We start from the raw sequence: 13,222 nt of genomic DNA, 5'->3' as shown, positions 1-13,222 counted from the left end.
GAGAATGAAAAAGTGGACTTTCTTTATGTTACTTATCGCGGTTTTGCTGTTCGGCAGCGTGATAGGTTTCAATTTGTTTAAGCAACAAAAGATCGCTGAGTATCTGGCAAACCGTCCAGAGCCTGAGTTTCCTGTGACGGTAACAAAGGTGGAAGCCGTAGACTGGGTGCCTACCATTGAAGCCATCGGTTTTATCGAACCTAACCAAGGCGTCACCCTGACCACTGAAACCAGCGGTGTGATCGATAAAATTCAGTTTGAATCTGGTGCCACAGTGAAAAATGACCAGACTCTGCTCACTCTGGATTCTGAGGTTGAGCGCGCAAACCTGAAAAGTACTCAGGCAAAACTTCCTGCCGCTCAAGCAAAATTCAAACGCTACGCTGGTCTTTACAAAAAAGGCTCTGTCTCGAAAGAAGCTTACGACGATGCACAAGCGGCATACTTATCGCTTTCTGCAGACATTGAAAGCCTGAAAGCGTCCATTGAGCGCCGAGAAATCAAAGCTCCATTTGCTGGCGTAGTCGGTATTCGTAACGTTTACCTTGGTCAGTACCTGCAACCAGGCACCGACATCGTTCGCCTAGAAGACACCAGTGTTATGCGTCTGCGTTTTACGGTTCCTCAAACCGATATTTCTCGCATCAACATCGGACAGCAAGTCGACATTAAAGTTGATGCGTACCCAGAAGGTTCATTCGAAGGTTCCATCAGTGCCATTGAACCAGCAGTCAGCGTGCAAAGTGGTTTGGTACAGGTTCAGGCTGATATTCCTAACAATGACGGTCGCTTGCGCAGCGGTATGTTTGCCCGCGCAAACATTATCCTGCCAACCATCGAGAATCAGGTAACCCTGCCGCAAACAGCGATTACGTTTACTCTATATGGCGACAACGTTTATATCCTGTCGGATGAAAATGGTGAACAGCGCGTAAAACAGCAAGTTATCAAAGTGGGTGAACGTACGGGTCACATTGCTCATATTCTGGAAGGCGTGAATCCAGGTGATGTGGTTGTTACTTCAGGTCAGGTTCGCCTGAGTAATGAAGCGAAGGTGCGCATTGTTGAAAGCGATGCAATCAACCCACCTGCTGAAACACCAATGCTGTAATCGGAGGAAGCATGCGCTTTACTGATGTTTTTATTAAACGTCCTGTTTTAGCGGTATCAATCAGCTTTTTGATTGCTTTGCTTGGTTTGCAAGCGGTGTTCAAAATGCAGGTTCGTGAATACCCTGAAATGACGAATACAGTAGTAACCGTTTCAACCAGTTACTACGGAGCCAGTGCCGATCTGATTCAGGGCTTTATTACACAGCCCTTGGAACAAGCCGTTGCACAGGCAGACAATATTGACTTTATGACATCTCAATCCGTTTTGGGTAAGTCCACCATTACGGTAACCATGAAACTCAATACCGATCCCAACGCTGCTTTGGCTGACATTCTGGCGAAAACCAACTCGGTGCGTTCACAGCTTCCAAAAGAAGCCGAAGACCCAACCGTGACTATGTCGACAGGCTCAACCACCGCGGTTCTCTACATTGGTTTCACCAGTGATGAATTGGTGTCTAGTCAGCTAACAGACTATCTTGAGCGAGTGATCAATCCTCAGCTATTCACCGTGAATGGCGTATCCAAGATCGACCTTTACGGCGGTTTGAAATACGCACTGCGTGTGTGGCTGGATCCGGCGAAAATGGGCGCACTGAACCTGACTGCAACCGACGTAATGGGTGTATTGAACGCCAACAACTACCAGTCTGCAACAGGTCAGTCTACCGGTGAGTTTGTGCTGTACAACGGCAGTGCCGACACACAAATCTCCAACGTGGAAGAACTGCGTCGATTGGTGGTGAAAACTGGCGAAGGTTTGGTGATCCGCCTTGGCGACATAGCGAAAGTATCTCTGGAAAAAAGCCATGACGTTTACCGAGCAAGTGCCAATGGTCAGGAAGCCGTAGTCGCAGCGATCAACGCTGCACCAAGTGCAAACCCGATCAACATTGCCGCAGACGTGCTGGAGTTATTACCAACGCTCGAAAAGAACCTGCCAAGTAACATCAAAATGGAAGTCATGTATGACTCCACGATCGCAATTAATGAGTCTATTCAGGAGGTGATTAAAACCATTCTGGAAGCAGCGCTGATTGTATTGGTGGTGATCACACTCTTCCTGGGCTCTTTCCGTGCGGTGCTTATTCCGATCGTTACTATTCCACTTTCATTGATTGGTGTGGCGATGGTGATGCAGGCAATGGGCTTCTCGTGGAACCTGATGACACTGCTGGCAATGGTACTCGCCATCGGTCTGGTAGTAGATGACGCCATCGTCGTATTAGAAAACGTTGACCGCCACGTCAAGCTGGGTGAGTCTCCATTCCGCGCAGCCATCATTGGTACCCGTGAAATCGCGGTTCCAGTTATCGCAATGACATTGACGTTGGGTGCAGTGTACGCACCAATCGCAATGATGGGTGGTATCACCGGGTCGCTCTTCAAGGAGTTCGCGTTAACGCTTGCAGGTTCGGTATTTGTCTCTGGTATCGTGGCACTGACGCTTTCGCCGATGATGTGCTCAAAAATGCTTAAGGCAAACGAAAAGCCAAGCAAATTTGAGCAGACCGTTCATAACTTCCTGGACCGCATGTCGGACAAATACGAAGGCATGCTTGCGGCTGTGATGCAGCGTCGCCCGGTCATTATCGCGTTTGCCATCATCGTATTTGCCAGCCTTCCAATGTTGTTTAAGTTCATTCCAAGTGAACTGGCCCCAGCAGAAGATAAAGGTGTGGTCATGCTGATGGGTACAGCACCGTCCAACGCCAACCTGGACTTCATGCAAAACACCATGAACGACGTGAACAAGATTCTGTCAGATCAGCCAGAAGTGGCGTTTGCACAGGTCTTCACTGGTGTACCTAACTCCAATCAGGCATTTGGTATTGCTTCAATGGTGCCTTGGAGTGAGCGTGAAGCCAGTCAGGCTGACGTGAAAAACCGCGTAGGTCAGTTGGTACAGGACATACCGGGTATGGCAGTCACGGCATTCGAGATGCCAGAACTTCCTGGTGCAGGTTCTGGTCTGCCTATCCAGTTCGTTATGACAACGCCAAACAGCTTTGAAAGTCTGTTCCAGGTAGCAACGGATGTATTAACTGAAGTGAATGGCAGCCCGTTGTTCGTATACTCAGATCTGGATCTGAACTACGACTCAGCCACCATGAAAATCCATATCGATAAAGATAAGGCGGGTGTGTACGGCGTGACCATGCAAGACATAGGTATCACTCTAAGCACCATGATGGCAGATGGTTACGTTAACCGAATCGATTTGAATGGTCGTTCGTATGAAGTTATTCCTCAGGTAGAACGTAAGTACCGCCTGAACCCGGAATCGATGAACAACTACTATGTTCGCGCAGCAGATGGCAAAGCCATTCCTCTGGGCAGTTTAATCTCGATTGAAGTGGTAGCAGAGCCTCGCTCATTGCCTCACTTTAACCAGTTAAACTCTGCCACTGTAGGCGCAGTTCCTTCTCCAGGTATTGCCATGGGTGAAGCCATCAATTGGTTTGAGAACATTGCTGAGACCAAACTGCCTGCGGGTTACAACCATGATTACATGGGTGCCTCTCGCCAGTTTGTTACTGAAGGAAGCGCGCTTTACGCAACTTTCGGATTGGCATTGGCAATTATCTTCTTGGTACTGGCGATTCAGTTTGAATCCGTGAAAGATCCACTGGTTATTATGGTATCGGTACCTCTCGCAATATGTGGTGCTTTGATTGCCCTTGCGTGGGGTGCAGCATCAATGAACATCTACTCGCAGGTTGGTCTGATTACCCTTGTCGGGCTTATCACCAAGCACGGTATCTTGATTTGTGAGGTTGCCAAAGAAGAGCAGCTTCATAATAAGAAGAACAAGATGCAGGCCGTTATGGAAGCCGCAAAGGTTCGTCTTCGCCCAATCCTGATGACCACCGCTGCGATGATCGCAGGTCTGATTCCTCTGATGTACGCAACAGGTGCGGGTGCCGCTCAGCGATTCAGTATCGGTATTGTTATCGTGGCGGGTCTGGCAATCGGTACTCTGTTTACTCTGTTCGTACTTCCGGTGATATACAGTTACCTGGCAGAAGACCACAAGCCATTGCCAGTCTTTGTTGAAGACAAGGAACTGGATAAACTGGCTCGCGTTGACGAAGCGAAAGCAGCGCAGCGAGAGATTCGTAACGAATCGGTCTAAACCAACGAGAACTTTGGTTCGTAAAAAGGCTACTCAGGTAGCCTTTTTCTTATCTGTAGCTAACGACTTTGTACGTGGAATTACATAAAATGGAACCAAATAGAAAGGAGTTACCCATGTTTGATCCGAAGAAACTCGAACAAATTGCCAAACAGATTCATGAATCGATGCCACAACCTGTAAAAGAACTTGGCAGCGATGTAGAACATAAAGTACGCCAGGTCATTCAAGGCCAGCTAAACAAGCTGGATGTTGTTAGCCGAGAAGAGTTTGATGTACAGACTCAAGTACTGCTTCGCACTCGTCAAAAGCTGACAGAAATGGAGCAAAAGCTGGCAGAGCTCGAAGAGAAGCTTGCAGACAAGTAGACTCAAGAAGTTGATACAAAAAGAAAGGCTTGCTCCAAATGGAACAAGCCTTTTTTTATTTATGTTGTGTTTACTATTTGTATTATCGACCCCAGTCTGCTGGAGTTCTTTTGCTTTATAAGCGTAGTCGATTTACTCGACAACGCTGGAACAAATATTCAGTTTTAGAAGAAGGCACTCACTTTGAACGTAAGTGAATACCTGGCTTCTCAGTAGTCGGAATTAGCCGCCTACCGCGATACGTTTCATGTCAGTCATGTAACCGCGAAGCTCTTCACCGATGTACTCAACTGGGTGGTTACGAATCGCTTCGTTTACTTCGATTAGGCGAGCATTGTCTACTTGGTTAGAAGACTCACCCAGTCCTTTACCGATAACGTCTGTGCCTACTGAAGGCATGAACTTCTCGCGTAGCAGTGGAGTAGCAACGTTAGCAAACAGGTAGTTACCGTATTCTGCAGTATCAGAGATAACTACATTCATTTCGTACAGACGCTTACGAGCGATAGTATTTGCAATCAGTGGAAGCTCGTGCAGAGACTCGTAGTATGCAGACTCATCAATGATGCCAGATGCCGTCATAGCTTCGAAAGCCAGTTCAACACCCGCACGAACCATAGCGATCATTAGGATACCGTTATCGAAGTACTCTTGCTCTGAGATTTCTACGTCAGTTTCGGGGTAGTTTTCAAAAGCAGTTTCACCCGTTTCTGCACGCCAGCCAAGTAGGTTCACATCGTCGTTTGCCCAGTCAGCCATCATAGTGCTTGAGAAGTGACCCGTAACGATGTCATCCATATGCTTGTTGTACAGAGGACGCATCAGATCTTTTAGCTCTTCAGACAGCTCAAATGCTTTGATTTTCGCTGGGTTAGACAGGCGATCCATCATGTGAGTGATACCACCGAACTTTAGTGCCTCAGTCACTGTTTCCCAACCGTATTGCAGAAGTTTACCTGCGTAGCCAGCATCAACACCGTCAGCAATCATCTTCTCGTAACATACGATAGAGCCCGCTTGAAGCATGCCACAAAGGATGGTTTGCTCACCCATTAGGTCAGACTTAACCTCAGCAACAAAAGAAGACTCTAAACAACCAGCACGATGACCGCCTGTTGCCGCTGCCCAAGCTTTCGCGATATCCCAGCCTTCACCTTTTGGATCGTTCTCAGGGTGAACCGCGATGAGTGTAGGAACACCGAAGCCACGTTTGTATTCTTCACGAACTTCCGTACCCGGACACTTAGGTGCAACCATTACAACCGTTAGGTCTTTACGGATCTGAATCCCTTCTTCAACCACGTTGAAGCCATGAGAGTAGCCCAGAGCAGCGCCTTCTTTCATTAGAGGCATTACCGTTTCAACCACATTAGTGTGTTGTTTGTCCGGCGTAAGGTTCATCACAAGATCCGCTTGAGGGATAAGAGTCTCGTAGCTCCCTACTTCAAAGCCATTGTCTTTTGCGTTTTTGAACGACTGGCGTTGCTCATCAATCGCAGCCTGACGTAGCGCATAAGATACGTCCAGACCAGAGTCACGCATGTTCAGACCTTGGTTAAGACCTTGCGCACCACAACCTACGATGACCACTTTCTTACCTTTCAGGTAATCAGCTTCTGTTGCGAATTCGCTGCGATCCATAAAGCGACAGCGACCTAGTTGGTCTAGTTGCTCACGCAAGTTTAAGGTGTTGAAGTAGTTAGCCATTTTCTGGAACTCCTGTTTAATTTTTCCATAAGGTCGACAGCTCAATGTCGAATACCCTCATACTAATTCAGACATTAAGTTGCTCAAAGTGATATATTCACAATTAGTAATTGCGATAATCGCAACAACCAATCTTTTTATTGCTCAAAATGACACCATTATGAACATCAAAAGCCTTCAATACTTTGTCCATCTTTGCGACAGTCGAAGTTTTAGTAAAACCTCGACGGCAATGCACATCAGTCCTTCAGCGCTCAGCAGGCAAATACAAAAGCTCGAAGACGAAATTCAGCAGACCTTATTTCTTCGTGATAATCGCAGTGTGGATGTGACACCGGCAGGTAAGAAGTTGCTCCCTGTTGCAATCCAGATGATTGGTGAGTGGAATCAGTTTCGCTCTTCGGTATCGGGAGAAACCGAAGCTTTAACTGGTGAACTAAGGCTATTTTGTTCCGTTACCGCCAGTTATTCTCACCTTCCAGACTTGCTCAATGACTTTCGAATTCAGTACCCCAACATCGAGCTAAAGCTGTCTACAGGCGACCCTGCTCAGGCGATAGATAAGATCCTCAATGACGAAGCAGATATCGCAATTTCAGCCAAACCCGACAACATGCCAGCCAAATTGATGTTTGAAACCATCAGCGATATCCCTTTGTCGGTAATAGCGCCAACGGGCAACAGCAGCTTTGCTCCATTACTCAATCAAGAAAACCCAACCTGGTCTCAAATTCCATTTATCGTTCCAGAGGCAGGAACAGCAAGAGACAGAGCCAATCACTGGTTTAAAAAAATGAAGCTTAAGCCCAATGTTTACGCTCAAGTGGCAGGGCATGAAGCCATTGTAAGCATGGTCGCTCTAGGATGTGGTGTTGGCTTTGCCCCTGACGTAGTTATTAACAACAGCCCGGTACGAGACAAAGTGGAGCGCTTAAAGGTGCAACCTCTTAAACCATTACAATTAGGTGTATGTTGCCAACAAGCACAGATCTCCAACCCGATGATCAAAGCGCTATGGGAGCTGGTTGAAGGAAAGTTTGTATAGATAACAAAAGGTCCCGGTATTTCTACCGAGGCTTTCTATATAGCAGGGGGGATTTAGCCGGCACTCCGGAGATTCGACCGGGCTGGCGCTCCTGCTTCCAACCCCTGCTTTTCAAAAGCAATAAATGCAAAAAAGCCCCAGCATTTCTGCTGAGGCTTTCTATATGGCAGGGGTGGAGAGATTCGAACTCCCAACACGCGGATTTGGAATCCGCTGCTCTGCCAATTGGAGCTACACCCCTAAACTGTATTGAATCTTTAAATGTCAGATTCAAAAAAACCTCGCACTAAGCGAGGCTTCTTAAATAAATGGCGGAGTGGACGGGACTCGAACCCGCGACCCCCGGCGTGACAGGCCGGTATTCTAACCAACTGAACTACCACTCCGCAGTGGAATACCTGCTTATCATAAGCAGATGTTCAAATCTAAAGCCTGGCGATGTCCTACTCTCACATGGGGAAACCCCACACTACCATCGGCGCTATTGCGTTTCACTTCTGAGTTCGGCATGGAATCAGGTGGGTCCACAACGCTATGGTCGCCAAGCAAATTCTTAATTCGGAAAGCTGTTTTTTTAGTTCTTACACATTCAATGTTCTGTCTGAGTCCACTCAAAACCCCTTGGGTGTTGTATGGTTAAGCCTCACGGGCAATTAGTACAGGTTAGCTCAACGCCTCACAACGCTTACACACCCTGCCTATCAACGTTCTGGTCTCGAACAACCCTTTAGGATACTTAAAGTATCAGGGAAGACTCATCTCAGGGCTCGCTTCCCGCTTAGATGCTTTCAGCGGTTATCGATTCCGAACTTAGCTACCGGGCAATGCCATTGGCATGACAACCCGAACACCAGAGGTTCGTCCACTCCGGTCCTCTCGTACTAGGAGCAGCCCCCTTCAATCTTCCAACGCCCACGGCAGATAGGGACCGAACTGTCTCACGACGTTCTAAACCCAGCTCGCGTACCACTTTAAATGGCGAACAGCCATACCCTTGGGACCGACTTCAGCCCCAGGATGTGATGAGCCGACATCGAGGTGCCAAACACCGCCGTCGATATGAACTCTTGGGCGGTATCAGCCTGTTATCCCCGGAGTACCTTTTATCCGTTGAGCGATGGTACCTTCCATTCAGAACCACCGGATCACTATGACCTGCTTTCGCACCTGCTCGAATTGTCATTCTCGCAGTCAAGCGGGCTTATGCCATTGCACTAACCACACGATGTCCAACCGTGTTTAGCCCACCTTCGTGCTCCTCCGTTACTCTTTGGGAGGAGACCGCCCCAGTCAAACTACCCACCAGGCACTGTCCTCACTCCCGATAAGGGAGCCAAGTTAGAACATCAAAGCTACAAGGGTGGTATTTCAAGGACGGCTCCACGCAATCTGGCGACTGCGTTTCAAAGCCTCCCACCTATCCTACACATGTAGGTTCAATGTTCAGTGCCAAGCTGTAGTAAAGGTTCACGGGGTCTTTCCGTCTAGCCGCGGGTACACTGCATCTTCACAGCGATTTCAATTTCACTGAGTCTCGGGTGGAGACAGCGTGGTATCATTACGCCATTCGTGCAGGTCGGAACTTACCCGACAAGGAATTTCGCTACCTTAGGACCGTTATAGTTACGGCCGCCGTTTACCGGGGCTTCGATCAAGAGCTTCGTCCAAAGACTAACCCCATCAATTAACCTTCCGGCACCGGGCAGGCGTCACACCGTATACGTCATCTTACGATTTTGCACAGTGCTGTGTTTTTAATAAACAGTTGCAGCCACCTGGTATCTGCGACTCTCGTCAGCTCCATCCGCGAGGGACTTCACCGATAAGAGCGTACCTTCTCCCGAAGTTACGGTACCATTTTGCCTAGTTCCTTCACCCGAGTTCTCTCAAGCGCCTTGGTATTCTCTACCCGACCACCTGTGTCGGTTTGGGGTACGATTCCTTACAATCTGAAGCTTAGAGGCTTTTCCTGGAAGCATGGCATCAATGACTTCATCACCGTAGTGACTCGACATCGTGTCTCAGCCTTAAAGAGAGCCGGATTTACCTAACTCTCAAGCCTACGCACTTGAACCTGGACAACCGTCGCCAGGCCACCTAGCCTTCTCCGTCCCCCCATCGCAATTGTAAGAAGTACGGGAATATTAACCCGTTTCCCATCGACTACGCTTTTCAGCCTCGCCTTAGGGGTCGACTTACCCTGCCCCGATTAACGTTGGACAGGAACCCTTGGTCTTCCGGCGAGGGAGTTTTTCACTCCCTTTATCGTTACTCATGTCAGCATTCGCACTTCTGATACCTCCAGCAGCCCTTACAGACCACCTTCAACGGCTTACAGAACGCTCCCCTACCCCGCATACAAAGTATGCAGCCGCAGCTTCGGTGTATTGCTTAGCCCCGTTACATCTTCCGCGCAGGCTAGACTCGACCAGTGAGCTATTACGCTTTCTTTAAATGATGGCTGCTTCTAAGCCAACATCCTGGCTGTCTGAGCCTTCCCACATCTTTCCCACTTAGCAATACTTTGGGACCTTAGCTGGCGGTCTGGGTTGTTTCCCTCTCCACGACGGACGTTAGCACCCGCCGTGTGTCTCCCGGATAGTACTTACTGGTATTCGGAGTTTGCAAAGGGTTGGTAAGTCGGGATGACCCCCTAGCCTTAACAGTGCTCTACCCCCAGTAGTATTCGTCCGAGGCGCTACCTAAATAGCTTTCGGGGAGAACCAGCTATCTCCAGGTTTGATTGGTTCACCCCTAGCCACAAGTCATCCGCTAATTTTTCAACATTAGTCGGTTCGGTCCTCCAGTTGATGTTACTCAACCTTCAACCTGCCCATGGCTAGATCACCTGGTTTCGGGTCTATATCCAGAGACTGAGCGCCCAGTTAAGACTCGGTTTCCCTACGGCTCCCCTAGATGGTTAACCTTGCCACTGAATATAAGTCGCTGACCCATTATACAAAAGGTACGCAGTCACCCCGAAGGGCTCCTACTGCTTGTACGTACACGGTTTCAGGTTCTATTTCACTCCCCTCACAGGGGTTCTTTTCGCCTTTCCCTCACGGTACTGGTTCACTATCGGTCAGTCAGTAGTATTTAGCCTTGGAGGATGGTCCCCCCATATTCAGACAGGATATCACGTGTCCCGCCTTACTCGATTTCACTTTAAATCCGCTGTCGGTTACGGGGCTATCACCCTGTATCGCGCTCCTTTCCAGAAGCTTCACCTGACGCATAAAAAGCTTAAGGGCTAGTCCAATTTCGCTCGCCGCTACTTTCGGAATCTCGGTTGATTTCTCTTCCTTCGGGTACTTAGATGTTTCAGTTCCCCGAGTTCGCTTCACTGAGCTATGTATTCACTCAGCAATACTTACTTATGTAAGTGGGTTTCCCCATTCGGAAATCCCAGACTCAAATGACTCTTACTGTCTTATCTGGGCTTATCGCAAGTTAGTACGTCCTTCATCGCCTCTGACTGCCAAGGCATCCACCGTGTACGCTTAGTCACTTAACCATACAACCCCAAGAGGTCTTGTATGTTCAAACAACCAAGGTTTGTGTCTCTCATTATTGAATGAGCGAGAGACATTCGATTTTGCCGGACTCAAATATAAACATCCTATGGATGTTTCCAAGAACACTTGAATGTGTGTTGGTACCTAAAACAAAGTTTTAGGATTTGAGAACTTTTAATTGAATAACAACGCTTATCCGTAGATAAGGGGATGGTTGTTATTCGTCAGCTTTCCAAATTGTTAAAGAGCTATGTCGCTTCCTAAGAAGCACATTTTCTAAAGACTTTCAGCTACGCTGCATAGGCGTCAAAAATTCCAACCACATACGTTTTAATGAAGTGGTTTGGAAAGATTATCCAAAAATACTTAGAGAATGGTGGGCGATACCGGGCTCGAACCAGTGACCCCCTGCTTGTAAGGCAGGTGCTCTCCCAACTGAGCTAATCGCCCACATATATTTTGATTTCCTGTGGCAGGAAATGGTGGGTCGTGCAGGATTCGAACCTGCGACCAATTGATTAAAAGTCAACTGCTCTACCAACTGAGCTAACGACCCAATGGTATCCCGTAGGGGAGTCGAACCCCTGTTACCGCCGTGAAAGGGCGGTGTCCTAAGCCTCTAGACGAACGGGACACTAGTTGTGAGTGTTTGGGAACACTCTGCTCTCTTACGTTATAAACCGTATCAATCTGTGTGAACACTCATCGCAATAATCATCGTATAAGGAGGTGATCCAGCCCCAGGTTCCCCTAGGGCTACCTTGTTACGACTTCACCCCAGTCATGAACCACAAAGTGGCAAGCGTCCTCCCGAAGGTTAAACTACCTGCTTCTTTTGCAGCCCACTCCCATGGTGTGACGGGCGGTGTGTACAAGGCCGGGAACGTATTCACCGTGGCATTCTGATCCACGATTACTAGCGATTCCGACTTCATGGAGTCGAGTTGCAGACTCCAATCCGGACTACGACGCACTTTTTGGGATTCGCTCACTCTCGCAAGTTGGCCCCCTCTGTATGCGCCATTGTAGCACGTGTGTAGCCCTACTCGTAAGTATGATGACTTGACGTCGTCCCCACCTTCCTCCGGTTTATCACCGGCAGTCTCCCTGGAGTTCCCACCCGAAGTGCTGGCAAACAAGGATAAGGGTTGCGCTCGTTGCGGGACTTAACCCAACATTTCACAACACGAGCTGACGACAGCCATGCAGCACCTGTCTCATAGTTCCCGAAGGCACCAAAGCATCTCTGCTAAGTTCTATGGATGTCAAGAGTAGGTAAGGTTCTTCGCGTTGCATCGAATTAAACCACATGCTCCACCGCTTGTGCGGCCCCCGTCAATTCATTTGAGTTTTAATCTTGCGACCGTACTCCCCAGGCGGTCTACTTAACGCGTTAGCTCCGAAAGCCACGGCTCAAGTACACAACCTCCAAGTAGACATCGTTTACGGCGTGGACTACCAGGGTATCTAATCCTGTTTGCTCCCCACGCTTTCGCATCTGAGTGTCAGTATCTGTCCAGGGGGCGCCTTCGCCACCGGTATTCCTTCAGATCTCTACGCATTTCACCGCTACACCTGAAATTCTACCCCCTCTACAGTACTCTAGCCTGCCAGTTTCAAATGCAGTTCCGAGGTTGAGCCCCGGGCTTTCACATCTGACTTAACAAACCACCTGCATGCGCTTTACGCCCAGTAATTCCGATTAACGCTCGCACCCTCCGTATTACCGCGGCTGCTGGCACGGAGTTAGCCGGTGCTTCTTCTGCAGCTAACGTCAAAATGCGCATCTATTAAATACACACCCTTCCTCACTGCTGAAAGTGCTTTACAACCCGAAGGCCTTCTTCACACACGCGGCATGGCTGCATCAGGCTTGCGCCCATTGTGCAATATTCCCCACTGCTGCCTCCCGTAGGAGTCTGGACCGTGTCTCAGTTCCAGTGTGGCTGATCATCCTCTCAGACCAGCTAGGGATCGTCGCCTTGGTGAGCCTTTACCTCACCAACTAGCTAATCCCACCTGGGCATATCCTGACGCGAGAGGCCGAAGGTCCCCCTCTTTGAGCCGAAGCTATTATGCGGTATTAGCCATCGTTTCCAATGGTTATCCCCCACATCAGGGCAATTTCCCAGGCATTACTCACCCGTCCGCCGCTCGACGCCGTTGTCGTTCCCCGAAGGTTCAGACAACTCGTTTCCGCTCGACTTGCATGTGTTAGGCCTGCCGCCAGCGTTCAATCTGAGCCATGATCAAACTCTTCAATTTAAGATTTTGGTCGGCTCAATGAATACTGAACATTACATAAAGTAATGTTGAATTGACTGTGCCGGTATTGCTAC

Annotated in this window: 5 protein-coding genes, 5 tRNA genes and 3 rRNA genes; 4 read left to right on the top strand and 9 right to left on the bottom strand. The window is 48.7% G+C overall.

Annotated features, from left to right (window positions below; translation table 11 throughout):
- The first annotated feature begins 4 nt into the window (after nt 1-4).
- The 3 genes from QMG91_RS00245 to ubiK all read left to right on the top strand — a co-directional run bounded on the left by QMG91_RS00245 (nt 5) and on the right by ubiK (nt 4,616).
- Nucleotides 5-1,111, top strand: a complete 1,107-nt coding sequence (locus QMG91_RS00245; RefSeq protein WP_281828117.1) for an efflux RND transporter periplasmic adaptor subunit — start codon at nt 5-7, stop codon at nt 1,109-1,111.
- Nucleotides 1,112-1,122: 11 nt separating this feature from the next.
- The gene (locus QMG91_RS00240) at nt 1,123-4,248 is read left to right on the top strand and encodes a multidrug efflux RND transporter permease subunit (protein ID WP_281828116.1); all 3,126 of its coding nucleotides are present in this window, start codon (nt 1,123-1,125) and stop codon (nt 4,246-4,248) included.
- A gap of 116 nt (nt 4,249-4,364) precedes the next feature.
- Nucleotides 4,365-4,616, top strand: a complete 252-nt coding sequence (gene ubiK / locus QMG91_RS00235; protein WP_004399649.1) for a ubiquinone biosynthesis accessory factor UbiK — start codon at nt 4,365-4,367, stop codon at nt 4,614-4,616.
- Nucleotides 4,617-4,838: 222 nt separating this feature from the next.
- On the opposite strand, the gene ilvC is transcribed toward ubiK, so the two are convergent.
- A complete protein-coding gene (gene ilvC / locus QMG91_RS00230; RefSeq protein ID WP_004399648.1) occupies nt 4,839-6,323 on the bottom strand; it encodes a ketol-acid reductoisomerase in 1,485 nt (494 codons plus the stop codon).
- Between the two features lie 160 nt (nt 6,324-6,483).
- Here ilvC and ilvY point away from each other — a divergent pair, with 160 nt between their 5' ends.
- Complete coding sequence (gene ilvY / locus QMG91_RS00225; RefSeq protein WP_022611780.1) at nt 6,484-7,368, top strand: HTH-type transcriptional activator IlvY; 885 nt, start codon at nt 6,484-6,486, stop codon at nt 7,366-7,368.
- A gap of 164 nt (nt 7,369-7,532) precedes the next feature.
- Here ilvY and QMG91_RS00220 read toward each other — a convergent pair.
- From QMG91_RS00220 to QMG91_RS00185, 8 genes are all read right to left on the bottom strand, one after another.
- Nucleotides 7,533-7,609 (bottom strand) — tRNA-Trp (locus QMG91_RS00220).
- 68 nt (nt 7,610-7,677) lie between these two features.
- Nucleotides 7,678-7,754: transfer RNA gene (locus tag QMG91_RS00215), tRNA-Asp, on the bottom strand.
- Nucleotides 7,755-7,798: 44 nt separating this feature from the next.
- Nucleotides 7,799-7,914: ribosomal RNA gene (gene rrf / locus QMG91_RS00210) — 5S ribosomal RNA — on the bottom strand.
- A gap of 86 nt (nt 7,915-8,000) precedes the next feature.
- Nucleotides 8,001-10,882: ribosomal RNA gene (locus tag QMG91_RS00205) — 23S ribosomal RNA — on the bottom strand.
- A gap of 375 nt (nt 10,883-11,257) precedes the next feature.
- A tRNA-Val gene (locus QMG91_RS00200) sits at nt 11,258-11,333 on the bottom strand.
- 30 nt (nt 11,334-11,363) lie between these two features.
- Nucleotides 11,364-11,439, bottom strand: a tRNA-Lys gene (locus tag QMG91_RS00195).
- A 2-nt stretch (nt 11,440-11,441) separates the two neighbouring features.
- Nucleotides 11,442-11,517: transfer RNA gene (locus tag QMG91_RS00190), tRNA-Glu, on the bottom strand.
- Between the two features lie 88 nt (nt 11,518-11,605).
- A 16S ribosomal RNA gene (locus tag QMG91_RS00185) occupies nt 11,606-13,148 on the bottom strand.
- Together the 16S, 23S and 5S rRNA genes with 5 tRNA genes alongside form the textbook arrangement of a ribosomal RNA operon.
- Between the last annotated feature and the right edge of the window lie 74 nt (nt 13,149-13,222).

The organism is Vibrio nigripulchritudo, assembly GCF_027924785.1.
Classification (GTDB): Bacteria; Pseudomonadota; Gammaproteobacteria; order Enterobacterales; family Vibrionaceae; genus Vibrio; species Vibrio nigripulchritudo.
Note: the sequence above shows the minus strand (reverse complement) of the source record. Positions and strands in the feature narration are given on the sequence as shown.